16 protein-coding genes are annotated in these 19,769 nt (G+C 40.6%); 12 read left to right on the top strand and 4 right to left on the bottom strand.

The window, feature by feature from the left end:
- Positions 1-23 precede the first annotated feature (23 nt).
- A complete protein-coding gene (locus WA1_RS10830; RefSeq protein WP_017744032.1) occupies positions 24-1,955 on the bottom strand; it encodes an AAA-like domain-containing protein in 1,932 nt (643 codons plus the stop codon).
- A 368-nt stretch (positions 1,956-2,323) separates the two neighbouring features.
- Between WA1_RS10830 and WA1_RS59615 the strand changes: the two genes are divergently transcribed.
- From WA1_RS59615 to WA1_RS10780, 11 genes are all read left to right on the top strand, one after another.
- Positions 2,324-4,465, top strand: coding sequence for a PAS domain-containing protein (locus tag WA1_RS59615; protein WP_272819116.1), 2,142 nt, complete (start codon positions 2,324-2,326; stop codon positions 4,463-4,465).
- A 50-nt stretch (positions 4,466-4,515) separates the two neighbouring features.
- Positions 4,516-4,659 (top strand): hypothetical protein, encoded by a 144-nt coding sequence (locus tag WA1_RS56830; protein ID WP_017744030.1) that lies wholly within the window; start codon positions 4,516-4,518, stop codon positions 4,657-4,659.
- A 103-nt stretch (positions 4,660-4,762) separates the two neighbouring features.
- Positions 4,763-5,362, top strand: a complete 600-nt coding sequence (locus tag WA1_RS10820; protein WP_017744029.1) for a cytochrome b/b6 domain-containing protein — start codon at positions 4,763-4,765, stop codon at positions 5,360-5,362.
- A 55-nt stretch (positions 5,363-5,417) separates the two neighbouring features.
- Complete coding sequence (locus WA1_RS10815) at positions 5,418-6,140, top strand: molybdopterin-dependent oxidoreductase (protein WP_017744028.1); 723 nt, start codon at positions 5,418-5,420, stop codon at positions 6,138-6,140.
- A 13-nt stretch (positions 6,141-6,153) separates the two neighbouring features.
- Complete coding sequence (locus tag WA1_RS10810; protein ID WP_017744027.1) at positions 6,154-6,660, top strand: DUF4365 domain-containing protein; 507 nt, start codon at positions 6,154-6,156, stop codon at positions 6,658-6,660.
- The gene (locus tag WA1_RS10805; RefSeq protein ID WP_272819115.1) at positions 6,657-7,190 is read left to right on the top strand and encodes a hypothetical protein; all 534 of its coding nucleotides are present in this window, start codon (positions 6,657-6,659) and stop codon (positions 7,188-7,190) included. The genes WA1_RS10810 and WA1_RS10805 overlap by 4 nt, the downstream gene beginning before the upstream one ends.
- 276 nt (positions 7,191-7,466) lie before the next feature.
- Complete coding sequence (locus WA1_RS10800) at positions 7,467-7,712, top strand: hypothetical protein (RefSeq protein WP_017744025.1); 246 nt, start codon at positions 7,467-7,469, stop codon at positions 7,710-7,712.
- Positions 7,713-7,863: 151 nt separating this feature from the next.
- Complete coding sequence (locus WA1_RS10795; RefSeq protein WP_051077056.1) at positions 7,864-8,544, top strand: zinc-dependent metalloprotease family protein; 681 nt, start codon at positions 7,864-7,866, stop codon at positions 8,542-8,544.
- Positions 8,545-8,769: 225 nt separating this feature from the next.
- On the top strand, positions 8,770-10,206 hold the full coding sequence (locus tag WA1_RS10790; protein ID WP_017744023.1) for a bifunctional orotidine-5'-phosphate decarboxylase/orotate phosphoribosyltransferase: 1,437 nt from the start codon (positions 8,770-8,772) through the stop codon (positions 10,204-10,206).
- 465 nt (positions 10,207-10,671) lie between these two features.
- Entirely contained in the window at positions 10,672-11,760 is a 1,089-nt protein-coding gene (locus WA1_RS10785) for an AI-2E family transporter (RefSeq protein ID WP_017744022.1), read from the top strand.
- 96 nt (positions 11,761-11,856) lie between these two features.
- Positions 11,857-13,431 carry a rhomboid family intramembrane serine protease gene (locus WA1_RS10780; protein ID WP_033335377.1) on the top strand — a complete coding sequence of 525 codons (1,575 nt, stop codon included), beginning with the start codon at positions 11,857-11,859 and terminating at the stop codon, positions 13,429-13,431.
- A gap of 709 nt (positions 13,432-14,140) precedes the next feature.
- On the opposite strand, the gene WA1_RS10775 is transcribed toward WA1_RS10780, so the two are convergent.
- Positions 14,141-16,606: an ATP-dependent Clp protease ATP-binding subunit gene (locus WA1_RS10775; protein WP_017744020.1), complete on the bottom strand. Its 2,466-nt coding sequence runs from the start codon at positions 16,604-16,606 to the stop codon at positions 14,141-14,143.
- 277 nt (positions 16,607-16,883) lie between these two features.
- Here WA1_RS10775 and WA1_RS10770 point away from each other — a divergent pair, with 277 nt between their 5' ends.
- The gene (locus tag WA1_RS10770) at positions 16,884-17,174 is read left to right on the top strand and encodes a DUF3288 family protein (RefSeq protein WP_017744019.1); all 291 of its coding nucleotides are present in this window, start codon (positions 16,884-16,886) and stop codon (positions 17,172-17,174) included.
- A 111-nt stretch (positions 17,175-17,285) separates the two neighbouring features.
- Here WA1_RS10770 and WA1_RS10765 read toward each other — a convergent pair whose 3' ends face one another.
- Complete coding sequence (locus WA1_RS10765) at positions 17,286-18,878, bottom strand: MlaD family protein (protein ID WP_017744018.1); 1,593 nt, start codon at positions 18,876-18,878, stop codon at positions 17,286-17,288.
- Positions 18,879-18,971: 93 nt separating this feature from the next.
- Complete coding sequence (locus tag WA1_RS10760; RefSeq protein WP_017744017.1) at positions 18,972-19,754, bottom strand: ABC transporter ATP-binding protein; 783 nt, start codon at positions 19,752-19,754, stop codon at positions 18,972-18,974.
- Between the last annotated feature and the right edge of the window lie 15 nt (positions 19,755-19,769).

Below are 19,769 nucleotides of genomic sequence, written 5' to 3'. Positions count from 1 at the left end.
GGGGGATCGAATCTCTAAAAATTCTAATTAAAAACTACCCGATCGCGTCCCCTTCTTTTTGCTTGAATCAGCGCTCTTTCCGCAGTCACTAACAAAGTATGAGGATCTGTTTGTGCTTCTGGAATCAAGCTAGCAACACCCAAACTGACAGTTAAAACCTCAGCAGGAAGTCCACCAATATTAGGATAATCGCAAGGAATTCCCAGTGCTTTCACTTCCTCTCGAATAACTTCAGCAACGTGTAAAGCATTAGCCGCATCTGTTTGAATGAGAATTGCAAATTGCTCGCCTCCATAACGCGCAACTAAAGCCGAATTGCGATCGCTATTTAAATCTTCACTGGGAAAAGATAGTTTTACGCACTTATTAATAACACCAGAAATTTGTCGCAAACAGTCATCACCAGCAGTAATTCCGTATGTCTTATTATAAAATTTAAAGTAGTCAATATCACATAAAATCAGTGACAAAGGAGCGCGTTTGCTCATCGCTTTTTGCCACTCTATTTGAAGGTAAGTATTAAAAGAACGACGGCTAACCAGTTGAGTCAGTTCATCTAAACCAGAGAGAACGCGTAACTGTTGGTTCTCTTTTTCCAATTCTTGCAAACGGGGAGCGCGATCGCTATTCGTGTTGAGTTGCTCTCTAAAATACAAGCGGTACAACTCACATAACGGAGTACAGCGATCGCCCTCTATGCTCACCAACCCCATAGCATATAACTTATACGCCACAGTTGGTTCCAATTGTAGGGGACTTGTAGCAAAAACAACTTCACGAAAAGCATCTCCCAATTGTGGTTTCTCCCGCAGAACCAACAAACATTGCCTGAGATAGTCGTTATAAATTCCTGCTTCCGTAGGTGCTTGTTGCAATAATTGCCCTAAATGGCGTTCCGTCCCCCCCTTACTCACAAGATGATACAACGCCAGCCTCACCAAATATGGGTGTCCCCCCACCATTGCCATCAGTTTATCAGCATCAGAACCGTGACTCCAATCCAACCCGTGGCGATGTGCCAAATCCTGCACTTGCTCTTTTGTGAATTCCCGTAACTTGATAGTCAAACCGATATTAAATGGAGAATGAGTCAAGTTGAGAGGTAACAAAAATTCCATTGAGTAAGCCAGAACAAGACGAAGTTTTTGCCAAACCTCCACCAATTTGGCTTGTTCGTACCAAGAACGCAGTAGAGGGAGAAAATCTTCAGCAATTTCTGGATACTCAAACACCCAATCGACTCCGTTAAACACCAAAACCAGAGGGCTGTTGAGAGAAGGGAGTAAATAGTATTGGAAATAGAGAGAACAACAGACTTTACTCCCCATATCCTCATCCCAATAATCGTTCAGTCTGGGTTCCAAAGCCAACTCCCGGCTAACATTAGCGCAGAACCATCGCAAAAATTTATCAAGATTGGTAAAAACTGCCCTATCCGCCTGCTGAAAATCTAAATGAACCGTGCTATAACCAAGGCTTGCTGCATGAGCAAGAATCCGTAGAATTAGGGAACTTTTTCCCATTTTCTTAGGAGCTTTGATGCAAGTAACACTTCCTGGTTCTGCTATTTCCGCGTAAGCTAGTTCTTCAATTGATGAACGAGGAACGTAGAATTTAGAGTTAAGTGATACCGGACCACTAGGAAATTCTAAGGGAGTGACTTCATCTTTACGGTTGAATTCCCGGAGAACTTGTTGTTGAGTTCTGCTTAAACGGCGAGGCTCTAGAATCTGACGGAAGTTGGATTTGCTGATTGGCTCCTTCCAAAAGTCACTCAGCACTTGCCATAAATGAGCAGCGACTTTTCTAACCCTCTCTTCTCCGTAATGTGCTTCAGCTGCTATACTTGTATAAGTTTTTCCTTCCCAAGAAGAGCGTAACACCAACTCTTGGAGCTCAGAGAGAGAGTTAGGAATGTTTGCCTTTAGTAGTAATACGATTTCATCTATAGTCATTAGTCATTAGACCCGACTTGTGTGTGAGCTTTCCCCAAATTTTTTTCCTGTAAAAGTTTAATTGGTAAGTATTGATTCAAATGTAGCCTCCGTTTTGTAAGATTGGGCAGGTTTATTGTAAAAAAGCTACAAAAAACTATTGACAATTGTGTAAACTTATGAGTTATTTGTCTAGACTAGATTGTAGCTTTTTTAAACTATTCCACACCAAATCTTAAACTGTTTGTTTGTGATTTTATATACTTAGTATTCTGCCATTTTGAAAGAGTAGCAGGATAAAATGTAGCCAATTGTTTCTAAACAACTGTATTTCTGACCAAAAGATAGGTTACATTATTCTGTTTACCTTTTTTCAAATTCAATCGAAATTGTTAACAGGGATTGACATATCTAGTCATGCCAGTTACAGGGGAACTCATCATCTAGGAATATACCAGCACTTTCTATGCATATACCATCAGGGTGCTAAAGCAGCTATTGAGCTACAAGCTATTTTCCTTACCGGACCAGCAGCTATGTATACAAAAGGATCGGCTACTCATCACAGAGAAGCTCTACTTTCATCACGAAGCGCCGAAGCGTTAGCAAAGCAAGAGCAACAGCAGACAAACCAAGCTTTCACAGAACTTTGCCAACGCTCACACACTAGTTTGCACTTGCAAACAGCATTAGCAGCAACTGGCTTGGGTCTGTGGGATTGGAATTTAGTGACTGACAAGACTTACTACGACCCTCAGTGGAAGCATATTTTGGGATATGAAGTAGAAGAAATAGAAAATCACCGCAAATCCTTTGAGAGACTCGTACACCCAGAGGATTTTCCCAAGGTGATGGCGGCGTTAGATGATTATTTGGAAGGTCGCATACCAGTCTACGAAGTCGAATTTAGAATGTTAGCTAAATCGGGAGAGTGGAAGTGGATTTTTGACCGAGGGAGAGTGTTTGAGTGGGATCGATCCGGTCAGCCAGTGCAAATGGTGGGAACACACCAAGACATTACCAGGCAAAAACGTCAAGAACAAGCATTGCAGCAGATAAGAAAACGGGAACGTTTGCTGAATACCATCCGCAAATGCATTTCTTCTCGTTCTCAGCTACAGCCAATACTTGAAACAATAGCGAAGGAAGTACAGCAGTTTTTACCAACAGACCGTACAGTCATTTATCGTTTTCCCTGGGATGAAAACAAGATGATGGCTGTTGAGTCGGTCAACGAGCAAAATCAAGATATTTATGGAGATAAACTTCAAACTAAAGCCAGTTTGGTTTTTCCCATCTCTCTAAGATCGGAAGAGCATCAAAATACCATATCGTCTATTCCCAATCATCACTTGCAAGTCGCCAATCAGGAGAAAGAACTTCTCGGCTACTGTTGCCAAAGCAACTTATGGGGCTTGCTTATGGTTTATAATAGTTCCAGTAACCGTCAGTGGCAGGAATGGGAGGTAGAAACTTTAAGACAAGTGAGTGTTGAAATTGCGATCGCAATTCAGCAATGCCAGTTAATTGAACAAGTCCACCAAGAAATTGCCTCAAGGGTGATTGTCGAAGCTCAAGAACAAAAAACAGCACAGCAACTAAAAGACACTCAAGAGGAATTGAGACATTTCCGAGAGCAGTTATTGCAGAATGAGAAAATCGCTAATCTCGGTAAACTTGTAGTAGATGTAGCTGGGGAGATTTACAATTCCACTAACTTTATAGCTACTTCCTTGCATCCTGTCGGTGAATATGCAGAAGAACTAATTCAACTGCTAGAATTTTACCAACAAAGTCATCCCAAATCCAAAGCAGAAATTGCCTCACAACTTCAACGCTTGGACTTAAACTTTGTGAAAACAGATTTTTTAAAATTGTTATGGTCAGTGCGAGCAAGTTCCGAACGCGTTAAAGAAATTGCCTCTGCCTTGTGGAATTTTTCACGGTTTGAAGACAATCGAATGGTTAAGGCTGACCTACATACAGGGTTGGATTGCGTTCTGAGAATTTTACAACAGCGTTTAAAAGAACGACCCGACAAACCTCGAATACAAATCATTAAAGAATTTGGGGAATTACCGCTCGTAAATTGTTATGCAAGCGAGCTAAATCAGGTATTCATGAATGTATTAAATAATGCTATTGATGCATTAGAAGAAAGGATATACCAAGATAATTCCTTTATTCCCAAGATTTGGATTCGTACAGAAGTTATCAACAGTCATTTATCATTGGTTGGTAACCAGAACAAACAACCATCAAAACAGCGTAAAATTGTTATTCGCATCGCTGATAATGGCAAAGGAATTCTTCCTCACCTGAAAAAGCATATTTTTGAACCCTTCTTTACCACCAAATCAGAAGGCAAAGTAAGAGGACTGGGGTTATCAATCAGCCAACAAATTATAGTTGAGAAACATCAAGGGAAACTGAGGTGTAACTCTCAATTAGGTCAAGGAACAGAGTTTGCGATTGAATTAAGTCATAAGACCACAACTTATGCTGACATTATACAAAGTGCTAGTTTTTAGAATAAGTTATTAGGTTTATAGTCCCTCAGATGAAGATTACCTAATTTATAATGAACCGCAAAGACGCAAAGGACACAAAGGAAGAGGAGAAGAAGATTGGTAATCTTGTAGTTGAGAGGGAGGCGTTAAAATATTTAGGTTTGGTAGCAAGAGAGCAAATTGGAGTGGGGTTTAATCCTGCTCCTTTTTTTTAGTAAGATATTTAAGTTGGTCAGATCCCCGACTTCTTAAAGAAGTCGGGGATCTTGCAGCCCAAAATTCCCTCAATCTAAAATCCAAAATCCAAAATCCAAAATCATGACTCCAACCATTCCCTTTAAACCTGGAAAGCTACCAACTCAAGCAATAGGAGCAAAGATTTTTCATTGGGTTAATATCATCAGCTTATTTATCATGCTCACTAGTGGATTGCAAATTTATAATGCCAATCCCGTATTTGGCGGGCGGGCTGGTTGGCATATTCCCCCTTTATTTACACTGGGAGGTTGGCTAGCAGGGGGTAGACATTGGCATTTTGCTGCCATGTGGTTATTTTCGTTGAATTTGCTGTGGTATGGACTTTATGTTTTAGCCACACGACGCTGGCGACATCGGTTTGTGGGAACTAATGACTTGAAAGCACTACAAAAAAGTAAAAATTCCAAGCGGTTAATCTATGCTTTTCATCGGATTGTTTATACATCTATAATTCCTATCTTGGTTTTGGCTTTATTTACAGGAATAGGAATGTATAAACCCGCTCAATTCTATTGGATTGTAGATATCTTTGGGAGTTGGCAAGCACTAAGAATTGTGCATTTTTCCTCTGTACCGATAGTTATTTTGTTCTCCGTAACTCACTGGTTATTGGGGCGTGAGGCTGGCGGTACAGAGTTAACAGAATCTATGTTTTGGTAAAAGAGTTAGTTGTTATCAACTACAATCACCAACCACTAACCACTAATCCATCCTTATGAATATAATTCGCGTAAATCGCCCTCAACTAACCCGCCGTCAATTTCTTAACATTTCGGGAATTTCCAGTATTGGCTTTCTACTGAGTGGATGCGGTACACCCTTGTTTGAAGATGTTGTAGGAAAACTTTCCGAACCCCTGAATCAAAAGGTGGAAGCCTTACTATTGAATCCACAAAAGCCCATTCCAGAATTTGCTCCTAGCGAAATTCAACCAGAAGGATTGTTAGTAAATAGCTTTAGGTATAATCCAATTATTGATCGGACAAAATACCGTTTAATTGTTGATGGTGAGGTAAACAATCCCCTCAATCTTAGCATGGCTGACATTCAAGCTTTACCTTTAACATCTATGATTATTCGCCATGTTTGTGTAGAAGGTTGGGCTGCGATCGTACAATGGGCGGGTGTGCGTTTGCAAGAGATTATTGCTCTTGCCCAACCTCAGTCAAATGTTCGCTATGTTTACTTTAAATCAGCCGATGGCTACTATTCAAGTTGGGATATTGCTTCAGCCTCACATCCCCAAACATTGTTAGCTTATCAAAAGAATGGTGAAACATTACCAGTGGAGAATGGCGCACCTTTACGTTTGGCTTCTCCAGTGAAACTTGGATACAAGCAAAGTAAGTGGGTGACACAAGTTACACTGGTTAGTCAATTATCGCTTTTTAAGGGATATTGGGAAGACCAAGGTTATGAATGGTTTGCAGGATTGTAGATTATAAGTTTTCATGTACATAACGACTCAGAAAGAAGAATTTAGCTATGCTTATATCAATGCAGTAGCATCTGCAGCAGGTTATTCATTCCAGATAGCACCTAGACCTTTGGATTTAGTTGGAGTTGACATCACCATTACAGGATTAGTTTCCCCAGATTCCCGGCGTCGTACTCGTCTTGATTTACAAGTGAAATGTACTTCAAGAGATTTACTAGGCAGTGACTCTATTAGATATCCTTTAGATATAAAAAATTACGATGAATTGAGAAATGATAATCCTGACGATGACCCCCTTATCTTGGTCGTTGTTTTAGTTCCTGATAATGTAGATGATTGGTTACATCAGTCTGAAGACAAACTTTGCTTAAAACATTGTGCTTATTGGATGTCCCTGTATGGTCAACCACAAAGTGAAAATCAAACCACTGTCACTGTCTATCTACCCCGTCAAAACGTATTTAGTGTAGACACTTTAAAAAATCTGATGCAACGCACTGCCTCTGGAGAACGTATATGATGATAGTAACCGTGCGCGACCCTGGAATTCTCTCTAATTTAGATCCACAGCAATTAACAACCTACCTTCAAGCAAACGGATGGAATCAAGAAAGACAAATTGGCAATTCGGAATCAGTTTGGTACAAAACGACGGATTCTGGTGAAGAATTTGATATTACCCTACCTCTGAATCCCACGATTCGGTCTTACGCTTTGCGGATGTCTGAAATATTGGAAACTTTAGAGAAAGCCTCTGGGCATTCTCAGCTAGATATTTTAAGCGATCTGATTACGCAACTTCTAAACACTCAAGTTCAAGGCATAGTGATTCAACTGGAGGAGGGGAACTATGGAGGTAATATAACAATAATGGGCTTTGTCGTAGGTAAACTTCGTCAAATCCATATTCGGCTAAGTGAATCAGAGCGCAGTCTGGCTATTAAAGCTTACCAAGAACGTCTGCCAGTCGCGTGTACTGGAGATTTAATTAAAGATGGTAGTTATTTTGTACTGAAAAATCAGCACGATTTTACCGTTATCAAGGGGTAAAGCTTTTACCGTTTCCACAGGCTTAAGCTTTAGGCCATAACTTTGGCTAAGGCTAAACGAGCGTGTCATCTTACACTACACATTACACTGGCAACTTGATACATAATTTGTTATTTCAAGGATTCCGCTGCGATCGCTGTCATTGTTTCCTAGTCTTCTTGTCTCAGCAACATCACTCTTCATCAAACAATAAATCCAAAAGATGCTGGTGTTGGTGCAACACCAGGTGATAATCGAGAGAATATCAAAATAGCCACGTTAGCACATGTAGACTATGTGCTAATTGCCACAAATATTTTTCGATTTTTTGGCTTTTTATCACCAGAAGATAGTTTTGCCAAATATGATGGCAAAGTTCTTGTAAAGACCGATGTTGGCGATCGCATTGAAGTGCCATTAACCTCTGAAGAAGTTGGAAAATGGTGTGTTATTGCAAAGATAGACAATACTAACCCAACAACGTCAAAAGTTGTAAATATCAATAAGGTTCAAAAGCAAGAACCAAGCATAAATAATTTTTGAAGCAAACAGCTACTGAATCAAGTCGCTAAATAAAACTGACTACCCTGGATATATTCGGTATAAATTTACATGGCAATCAACCTACAAAAAGGACAACGTATTTCACTTTCTAAAGAAGCACCAGGACTAACAAAGCAGACCGACTCGCAAGTTGAAAACTCCCATTTGGGAACGTATAGACTTGACTAGACCGCCAAAACCACGATGTCAGGGATGCCATTCACGCATCCAGACTCAGTGGGAGTTTTGTCCTTCCTGCGGACAAACTCTTATAGAAAAAGATAACGAATTTCGCCGTTGCATCTGGGTAGATATATCTGGAATGGAGGTAGAAGACGAGAACAGAGAAACAATCACTGCTATTCTTATTGATGCTTTTTCCAAGCTTTACGGTGCATTTAGAAGCGTCAAAGTATTTTTAACCTCAGATCCACCCAATCCTAAAGAATGGGTAGACGGTTTTACTCACGTCCATGTATTTGCTGACAACCAAGTAGTTGATTATTTAGGAGTGGCTACTTTTAAACTTGGTATGGTTACAGACCTTGCTATTGTCCGCATTGACCAAGTCTTTAACGCTTCTTACAACGCTAGTCTTAACATCAATCAATTGTCTAACTTAATTGCTAATACCATCGCCCATGAAATTGGCCATACATTGGGGTTAGATCACTCTGCACTACCCACGGATGTTATGCATGATGGACTCGATCATATGATTCATAGCTTAATGCCTCCATCATTTCACGCTTCGCAAATCAACTCCATGAACAATACCATTCGCAAATACGCGACCCTTAAAAGTCCCTTAAAACCTATCAAAGATAGCTAAATTTAGAGTTTAAAGGTTCTTTACCGCTATAAAATTACCTATTTTCTCTATTTATCTGCCCTCTGCGTTCTCTGTGTCTGGTGCGGTTATTTAATTAATTATTCTTTATATAAATCTTGACCATACTGGCAATATTGATTGTTTACTACTATTGCACTGAGTGTGTCAAGTTTGATTTACTTAAGTTTAATCTCTTTTGCTGTTTATTCTTTTTAAAAACCAAATATGAACTTTTTTGATAAATTAAATGAAGCAATTGTACAAAATCAAAGTATCCTTTTTGTCGGACTCGACCCCAACCCAGAAATGATGCCTGTTGGATACAAATCCCAAGATATCATGCCTCGCTTGTGGGATTGGTTGCAATTCATCATTTCCGAAACAGCCGATAAAGTTTGCGCGTATAAACCAACACTGGGATTTTATGAAGCTTTAGGTATTCCAGGCTTAGAACTGCTGCACAAAACCCTAGCAGCTATTCCTTCCCATATTCCAATTATTTTAGATGCCAAACACAGCGATTTAAACACAAGTACCCTCTTTGCCCATACTGTGTTTACAGAATGGAATGTTGATGCCATCACTTTGAGTTCTTATGCAGGACAAGACCATGTTGCACCGTTTTTAGTTTATCCAGATAAAGCTGTTTTTATTTTATGCTGTACTTCCAATCCTACTGCTATAAAGTTACAGCATTATCCTACAGATGAATCACCTTTTTATTTACAAATAGTTAAAGAATCTAGAACTTGGGGAACCCCAGAACAATTAGGTTTGGAAGTGGGAACAACAAAGTCTGAAGTGATAGCACGGATTCGTGCAGATGCTCCCGAACGTATTATTATGACTCGTAGTATCTGGGCAGAAGGAAACAACATTAATCAAATTTTAGCAGCAGGTTTAAACAAAAATGGCGATGGTCTGTTAATTCCCGTACCCCAAGATATGTTGTCACGGGAAGATTTATCCAAGCAAGTCCTGTCTTTACAAGAAGAAATCAATCGAGCAAAAACAGAAATTAACCTTGATGCTTCGAGTTGTTCTGTCTGGTTACCTAACATTTGTTTGCTCAATCAACATCCCCTACAAGATTTGATTTTGCAACTTTACGACATTGGCTGCGTTATGTTTGGCAACTACGTGCAAGCTTCAGGTGCTGTATTTCCTTACTACATCGATTTACGCAAAATTATTTCCAATCCTCAACTTTTTAATCAAGTTCTTAAAGCATATGAGGATATTTTAAGAACATTAAAATTCGATAGAGTAGCAGGTATACCCTACGGATCTTTGCCTACAGCAACTGGTTTAGCCCTACGTCTCCATTGTCCCATGATTTTCCCTCGCAAAGAGGTAAAAGCCCACGGTACGCGACGGGTGATTGAGGGAGAGTTTTATCCCGGTGAGACGATTGTAGTTGTTGATGATATTCTCATTAGTGGCAAAAGCGTGATGGAAGGAGCAGAAAAATTAAAATCTGCGGGGTTAAATGTTGAGGATATTGTGGTTTTTATCAACCACGAACAAGGAGTTATGAACAGGCTACAAGAAAACGGTTATCGAGGTTATGCCGTTTTAACAATATCAGAAATTACAGAAACGCTCTACACAGCTGGACGGATCGAGCGGGAACAATTTTTAGCTTTGAAGACTGAAGAGTAATGTTGTAGTCGTGTTATGTATGGTTTTGGGCGAGATGTGGTTTTGGGCGAGATGTAGTTTTGGGCAAGATGTAGTTTTGGGCGAATAGAATTCGCTACTATACAAACGAAGTCCGCCTACGCGGACTTTTGAAAATTGTGAAAAATTTTTAGTAATGTAGGGTGGGCAATGCCCACCACATAAAGCTTGTGTACGGCATAGCCCTACCTACGTATATTTCAAAAATCAAATAGGATCCCTATATTTTCTGACATTTTATGACTAAAGGTGGTAGATTTTTTAGTAAAATTAACATACCTAATAATATTATCAGGCATTGCCTAATACCATTTCTGTATGAAAATTCATCTAATTAGCCCGCGTAGGCGGGCTTTGTTTGTATAGCCCCACATTTCCAATGTATGGGGGTTTTAAGCGCCACCTCATATAGAATTGGGATAACCCATAAATTCTACTAAAAATAACATGACAATTTCACTCAATAAATTACTACAATTGTTAATTCTGACACTTATATTTCCTTTATTTTTTCTCAATGGATGGCTAGCATTTCGATTTTTTCAATACTTTCAACCCATTGTCACAACTCTTGTCTTAGCAACTTTACTAGCTTTTATTTTGAATTACCCAGTTTTGATTCTAGAAAATCAGGGAATTAAACGGAATTATGCCGTTACATTAGTTTTTATAATCACTTTAATTATTTTGTTGGGTTTGGGTCTGACATTAATTCCTATTATTTCACAACAAGTTAATGAAATGGATGCGGTTCTTCCTGAATGGGTTAATTCTAGCGAGCACCAATTTCAGATTTTTCATAATTGGACGATTAGCCACGGGTTCAATTTAAATTTAAATCAAGTATTTACTCAAATAGCACATCGCTTACCTGATGAATTAGAGTATTTTGCCGATAAACTATTTAGTCTTGTCAGAGAAACAATTGATAGTATTTCTGAAGCTTTAGTTACTGTAGTACTAACTTTCTATCTTTTATTGGATGGTGGTAAAATCTGGGAAGGAATATTTAAGAAGCTACCTTGGAGTTTTGGTCAGCAATTGAAACAATCTGTTCAACAAAATTTTCAAAACTACTTAATTGGTCAGATAGCGTTGGGTTTGTTGATGGGATTTTCACTGACTGTAGTATTTCTGCTTCTCAACGTTCAGTTTGCTTTATTATTTGGATTGGGAGTGGGAATTTTAAGCTTAATTCCTTTTGGTGATGTTGCAAGTCTTGCCATAGTCACTCTCATCATAGTGTCACACAACTTTTGGCTAGCAGTTAGGGTTTTAGGTGTTTCTGTGGTTGTTGACCAGGTCATCGATCAAGCGATCGCACCTCGGCTATTAGGTAGTTTTACTGGGCTTAAACCAATATGGATTTTAATTTCTTTGTTAATAGGAACATATATTGGTGGAGTACTGGGGTTATTAATTGCTGTTCCTGTAGCTGGTGTGATTAAAGATGCTATCAATGGTTGGTCGTCCGTATCTGATTCTTCTCAGAACATTATTGAGAGTAAAGAATTGGCAGAAATTAAGGATTGTTAGTTGATAGTTGGTAGTTGATAGTGGTAAGTGGTTAGTGGCGAATCAACAACTAACCACTAACATAAAATACAGGATTGCCTAATTTATCTAAATTCTATGGATCTTAATCACCTACTGATTTGGTTAGTGTGTCTGTCATGTGTTTCAACCATGGTGAATGCAGCACTTATCTCTGCTAAAAACAATCGTGGTTGGATTCTAATCTCTGTGCTTATCTTAGGTGTTACAGCAGTGAGTGCTTACGCTACACCAGCCGCAGCAGGCTTGATTAGTGGATGTCTGTGGGCGATCTTAATAGTTGTACCTAATATTGGTAACAGAAAAGTTGACCAACTGAGCGCCCAACAAAGTTTCGGTCAAGCCAGCAAATTAGCTAAATTTATTTCCCTGTTACATCCAGCAGATGGCTGGCGCGAACGACCAGAACTGTTACGTGCTCTAGAATTAGCGCAGAAGGGGAATATACCTGAAGCGAGTGCAATTCTAAACCGTTACAAAAGCGATCTAACACCGAGTGGTCGATCTGCGATCGCAACACTCTATCAAATAGAAGGTCGTTGGGAAGATCTGCTGCTATGGATACAGGATAATCTATCTTCAGCAACATTACGCAAGGACTTCGATATACTAAATAGCTACTTAAGAGCGCTTGGAGAAATTGGCAACTTAAATGGTATGCTTTTAACCTGGGAGCGTTACGAACAGACTTTTGAGAAAATACTTAACATCAGAACGCGAAACCTAGCACGTTTGTTTGTCTTTGCCTTTTGCGGTGAAACAGAACAAGTGACAAAACTACTTAGCAGTTCCCTCTTCAACTATTCTGATACCATTAAAACATTCTGGCTAGCAACGGCTGACCAATCTGCAGGAAAAGACACAATCGCTCGCGAACAATTTTTAAATATAAGTGATAGCAGCGATCTTCGGATCAAAAAAGCAGTAGCAAGACGTTTATCCAATCCTGTTGTTGAAGCTGAAACAGTTTTGACTGAGAGAAGCAAACAGATTTTATCTAGAATCAGTACTGAAATGGAATCTGAAGCTAGATATAGCGGTAGAGTTGGCGTTAAGCCGCGCCAAGCATTTGCCACATACTTTATTATCGGTTTAAATTTGCTGGTCTTTGGTCTTGAGGTGAAACTTGGAGGAAGTACTAACCTTGAGAGCTTATATAAATTAGGTGCGTTAGTTCCTAGAGAAGTGATAGCAGGAGATTGGTGGCGTTTGTTAGCTGCTGCTTTTCTTCACTATGGTTTTTTGCACCTTGCACTTAATATGCTAGGTCTTTATTTGTTCGGTCGTCTAGTAGAATTTGCTATCGGGCTTCCTCGATTTCTTTTGTTGTATTTTACCAGTGCGATCGGCTCAATGCTAGCTGTTACCTTTATGTCAGTTAAAGGTTATTCCCAGACAAATTTTGCAGTTGGCGCTTCTGGATGTATTATGGGGCTTGTTGGTGCTTTTGCCGCTATTTTGTTACTTGACTGGCAAAGGAAAAAAACGCGCATTGCTGCTAGAAGTTTGCGAGGAATTGTTACACTGATTATTTTGCAAGTGATTTTCGATTTAACGACACCACAGATTAGTTTTGTTGGTCATACTTCCGGATTGATTGTTGGGTTTGTGATGGGGATACTTTTGAAGTATGGCTTTCGGGGTAGACACTAGTACCTCTATCAAGGCGTAAGCCATAGTTCAGATCTCCGTTATTTCAGAAAGTTTTCTGGGAACTATACAAACGTAACTTATCGTGGCAAGGACGACTTCAATACAGTCAGGACTTACGCAAAAATTGCTAGAAACCTTGATTTATCGAACCGCCAAGACGCCAAGAGCGCCAAGAATTCGTAGAGCGTGCGTAAGTCCTAACAGTTTGTGCTTATTTGAAAACTTTATACGCAAGCCAAAGGGTTACCTTGGCATTAAAAGGGATAATTATCATTGGTTATTAAAGAAATTCGAGTATCCATTTTGGCAAAAGCATTCAGAATTCTATTCTGAAGCTAACAAATAAAGTCCGCGCAGGCGGACTTCGTTTGTATAGCCGCGATTTCCAATCGCTGGGCTAAAAGCAGTTAGCAAAACGGATTTGGTATTATATACTTCCTTTCCGGTGTAAGATTACCGTTGTAATTTCTTCTCCCCTGCTCCTTTTCTCCCGTGCTCCCCTGCTTCCCGAACGGTAATCTTCAGGCGGGAAAGGAGTAAAAAAATTCCCTGGCATTGCTACCAGGGTAAGATTTATTACCATTTCACCAAATGTTTACCTTGACGAACCTCTAAACTCCCTGAGCTAAGCAAGGGTTAAGAAGGTTTTTAAATGCTACCAAAAAGTATGAGGGATAAAGTATAAAGGTTTTTATACTTCATCCTTCAATTAACCAAGATTGGCGAGTAACAACTCTCGACTCTCAGACTTCTGCACTTTCACCTGACCGTCATCGTCAACATCTATAATGGCTGTGTCGCCTTCTGTAATCTCGCCGGAAAGCATTGCCTCGGCAAGAGAGTCTTCTAACAGGCGCACAATTGCCCGACGTAATGGTCTAGCACCATAACTGGGGTCATATCCTTCCTGTATAACACGGTCTTTAAAGCGATCGCTCACTTCTAGACTAATTCCTTTCTCGGTCAAGCGACTGGCAACTTCGCGCAGCATAATCTCAGCAATTTGCTTGATTTCGTCTTTCTTCAACTGAGTGAAGACGATAATCTCATCAAGACGGTTGAGGAATTCGGGACGGAAGAAAGACTTCAATTCTTCATTCACCAAGCTGCGGATGCGGTTGTAGCTTGCTTCAGCTGCATCTTCTGCAAACTGGAAGCCCAAACCACCGCCACCTTTCTCAATCACCTTGGAACCAATGTTAGAAGTCATGATAATCAGTGTGTTCTTAAAGTCCACTGTGCGACCTTTAGCATCGGTAAGGCGACCATCTTCTAGAATTTGCAGCAGCATATTAAACACATCGGGATGTGCTTTTTCGATTTCATCAAATAGCACTACCGTGTATGGTTTGCGGCGTACTGCTTCCGTCAATTGTCCGCCTTCGTCAAATCCTACATAACCGGGAGGCGAACCGATCAGCTTGGAAACTGTATGGCGTTCCATAAATTCGGACATATCTAGCCGAATCATCGCATCTTCGGAACCGAAGAAGTAGGAAGCCAACGCCTTGGTCAATTCTGTCTTACCAACTCCCGTAGGACCGGAGAAAATAAAACTGGCAATAGGTCGATTGGGATTCTTTAACCCAACTCTTGCACGACGGATGGCTCTAGAAACTGCAGTAACTGCTTGCTCTTGACCAATCAAACGTTGGTGCAAAGTATCTTCTAAGTGCAGCAGCAACTCCGATTCGGATTCGGTCAGCTTGTTAACTGGTACGCCCGTCCAAGAAGCAACAATTTGAGCAATGTCTTCTTCATCAACGACAGGGCTATTGACAGCCAAATCATTTTGTGATATCTCTCTTAACTGTGCTTCAAGTTCTAACTCGCGATCGCGCAGTTTCCCTGCCTTATCAAAATCTTGCGCCCTAACCACTTCGTCTTTGGACTTGCTTACTTGTGCCAACTCTTTCTTAATCTCGCGATTTGCGGCGTTTGTAGAATTCCGCAAGCGAACGCGAGAACCTGCCTCATCAATCAAGTCGATAGCTTTATCAGGTAAAAAGCGATCGCTAATATAACGATCTGACAAATTAGCTGCAGCTACCAAGGCTTCGTCAGAAATTTGCACTCTGTGGTGATTCTCGTAGGCAGAACGCAAACCGTACAGTATTTCAATCGTTTCCTCAACCGATGGTTCACCTACCATAATTGGTTGAAAACGACGCTCAAGAGCTGCATCACGCTCAATGTGCTTCCGGTACTCATCAAGAGTGGTTGCGCCAATGCACTGAAGTTCACCTCTTGCAAGTGCTGGCTTGAGGATATTAGCAGCATCCATACCGCCTTCACTACCACCAGCGCCTACTAAAGTGTGAAGTTCATCGATCACCAGGATGATATTACCCGATGAACGAATTTCATCCATGATTTTCTTCAGGCGTTCTTCAAAATCGCCCCGAAAGCGAGTCCCTGCGACCACTAACCCCATATCGAGGCTAATGACTTGCTTATCTTGTAGAATATCAGGTATATCTTGATTGACAATACGTTGAGCGAGACCTTCTGCGATCGCAGTTTTCCCTACTCCAGGTTCCCCAATCAAAACAGGATTGTTCTTCGTGCGGCGACCTAGAATTTGAACTGCACGCTCAATTTCTTTCTCACGACCAACAACAGGGTCGAGCTTGCCTTCTTTGGCTAGCTTGGTCAGATTTTTACCATATTCTTCTAAAGTGAGGGATTGGTTGCGCCGTTGACCGTTGCTGCTCCCACCGCGACTTCCAGACACCGATGTCGCTTCGCCTAGATTGCGAATTACTGCAGTGCGGACTTGTGAAAGATCCAGTCCGAGATTTTGCAGAACTTTAGCGGCGACACCTTCACCAGCCTCAGTTAAACCTAACAGTAAATGTTCGGTACTGATGTAGTTATGTCCCAGGCTGCGAGCTTCCTTAAACGCTTGCTCAAACAGGCTTTTCACCTTGGGAGTGAAAGGAATTTCCGGGGGGACAAAGCCAGAACCCCGACCAATAATTCTTTCTACTTCGCGACGTGCGTCTTTGAGAGTAACGCCCAAGTCGGTCAGCACTTTGGCAGCAACCCCTGTTCCTTCGCCAATCAAACCCAAGAGAATTTGCTCCGTGCCTACGAAGTTGTGTCCCAGGCGACGCGCCTCTTCCTGGGCTAGCATAATCACTTTTATAGCTTCAGATGTGAAGTGTTCAAACATAGCGGGTACTTGCTCCCTTGCTGCTTGGGCTTCGGGTGATGTGACTCACCCTCACCTGAACATTTGTTTACTTTACTTAATGACAATGTATCTTTATTCAAAGGTGACTGACAGTGGTGAGACCCGTAAGAGGTAAGGTGTGTTAGCCGATGCGATTAGTGGTTAGTGTTACTGGTCACTGGTCACTGGTCACTGGTCACTGGTTAGTGGTTAGTGGTAATTTTTAAACAAGTAACTACTCACTACTAACTACTAACATTTTTTCATCCTAAATTCTATGATTGCAGGTAATAAAGAACAGCAGCACCCTCTATACAATCGCGATCGCCTCATCGTTGATACTTTACTAACTCAAGAGGCAACTGATTATAATCTAGCAGAATTAGCTAGATTGCGAATTCGCTATCAAGGTTTTCCTGGTGCAAGAGACATTCAACGGGATCTAAACCAGATCTTACAGCAATGGGACCTTACCGAAGAACAATTGTTTGAAAAAACCCGTCAGCTTCACAGCCTTGGGGGTATCTACAAGAGTCGCGGTAAACGAGAAGAAGAAGATTGGAACTAACGATTTTGGATTTTGGATTTTAGATTTTGGATTTTGGATTTTGGATTTTGGATTGAGCATTGAGAATTCGCGATGAGTTATCTTCCTTGTCCCCTCCCTACCCCCTACTCCCTACTCCCTCACACCTTCACGATGCTGTCTGAGTTGTTTTAAAAGATTTTCTTGGGATGAAGGGGAATTGATAGAAGTTATCGCATTTTGAGGTTGTTGAGGTTGCTGGGGTTGTTTGTCAAAACTTTTTATCACCGTAGGTACGACCTCATCAATCACGATTGGCTGCTGATTTGTGCTTGGAGTATCAGTAGTAAAGGTAATTGATGTTGGTAGAGAGGTTTTCATGGGACTGCGATCGCTATCTAATGGAATGTTAAACTTCATCTGTGGTATCTTTGTACTTGTGGGGGGAGTTGCAATATGAGAATTATGAACGACAGCTTTGATTGAATCCAAAGTAGTCGCAACGCGTACTTCCTGCTGCATTTGCTGTGTGGAAGACACCAAGCTACTTAAACCATTAACAAGTTGTCGGAGGTTTTGCCGAAAAGCTGGGTCTCCTGTCAATTCATCTAAATCGGATGTGATTTTCTGGGTATTCTCAAACGTTACTCGTGCAGAATCTAGAGTTTGTTGCAGTACTAATAAATTGTTGGAATTGTTGAGAGTATTGGTAACATCGCGCAAGTTGGCAGAAGCTTGTGCGGCGTTTGCTGAGAGAGTTTCTAAATTTTGCAGTAATTGCCCTTGGGTAACGCGATTGACAGTAGGTGATAAGCTGGTCACTGTTTGACGCAACGCATTACTCGTTTCAGTAATATTATTTAATGCGGCAACCAGTGAAGAACGGTTGTCTATGAGCACGGTATCAAGGTTGTTAATCAGTTTATTAGCTTGATTCGCTGTTAAACGGATTTCCCTAGCAGTCTCACCAAATTGCCCTGCAGTACCACTAAACTGACCCGCCGTTTTACTAATCTGGTTTAAGGTTTGAGTAGTGGATGTACTAAGTTGATTTAAAGTTGTAGTAGTAGATGACGTTAGTTGAGTTGTGGCTTGTTGAATTGTCTCTGTTGTTTCGGAAATGCCATTGACTTGTTGTTGTAAGCTTTTGCTTAAAACATTAAGATTGCGGCTTAATTGAGCAACACTTTCTGCCGCAACTGCAGTGTTTTCCACAGCTTTATTAACATTTTTATAAAATTGTGGATTCGTGTATAGAGTGGCTAAATCTGTTGTCGTGCGAATAAGTTCGTCAAGACTGATGCCAATTTGACCTTTTAACCGAGAGCCATTACAAACAATTATTTGGGAATTGCAATTTTTGTCCAAGGGTTTAGTAAAATTACTAGAGGGGATCAATTTCGTTTTTGGTGTAATATCAACAACACTTTCGCTAATCAACCCCGATTGATTGGCTTCAACTTTTACATCACTGGGAATAATGAGGTTGGGATCGCCAATTTCGATTTCCACTTCAACATTATTTGGACCGGGTCTAATGTCGGAGATTCTGCCTACTTTAACACCACGATACCGGACAACTGCGCCTTTTTGCATTCCTCCAGCATTAGCAAATTCAACAACAGCTTTGTAGGAATTGCGTCCAGCATTCACTCTATTTAACCATACGAAAATTAGACCGAATACACCCAATCCTAGTAAAAGTAATAGTCCTACAGAACCTTCTCGAAATGTTCGCGATCGCATATCAATTCTCCTCTCTATAAATTTTAGACTTTGGATTTTAGATTTTGGATTGAAGACCAATCCAAAATCTAAAATCTAAAATCCAAAATCGTTCTAGCCGATAACCTGAATTGGTCCAGTTACGCTTCCGCTCATAAATTGTCTAATCAAAGGATGGTCTGTTTTATCCAATTCACTAACGGTACCTTGCCATTGCACTTTACCTTGATAAAGAAACACCAATCTATCAGCCGTGCGACGAATAGTGCTCTCTTGGTGGGTTACGATAGCATAAGTGCTACAAACTCCTTGTGTAGATTGCAAATGCCGGATTAAATCTTCTATCACCGTCGAAGCAATGGGATCGAGTCCGGCTGTTGGTTCATCGTATAGCAAAACCTCTGGAGTATCTTTGGAACTATCGGGATTAGACATGATAGCACGAGCAAAACTAACCCGTTTTCTCATACCACCAGAAAGTTCGGCTGGATAAAGGTTGCTTATTCCTCCCAACCCAACCATTTCTAATTTTTCAGCAACCAGTTCTCGAACCCGTTGATGAGACAGTTTTGAGTGTTGATAGAGTAAAAAACCCACATTTTCCTCAACTGTCAAAGAATCAAACAATGCTGCTTGTTGAAATACCATACCGATACCAACTGGATCGGTAGCATCTTCAATCAAACCCTGTCGCCGTTCTCCTTCTATGTAAATCTCTCCTTCATCAGGAGAAAGCAATCCAGCAATCACTCGTAGAATTGTTGATTTACCAGTACCGCTAGGACCTATAATTCCCAGTGCATCTCCTCGGTCAATCGTCAAATCTACATTATCTAATACTTTATTGCTACCAAAAGACTTAGAAATGCCTTTTAGTTCAATCAATGGTTTGGTCATTGGTCATTGGTCACT

Origin of the sequence: Scytonema hofmannii PCC 7110, from assembly GCF_000346485.2 — a bacterium.
In the GTDB taxonomy this organism is placed as follows: domain Bacteria; phylum Cyanobacteriota; class Cyanobacteriia; order Cyanobacteriales; family Nostocaceae; genus Scytonema; species Scytonema hofmannii.
Note: the sequence above shows the minus strand (reverse complement) of the source record. Positions and strands in the feature narration are given on the sequence as shown.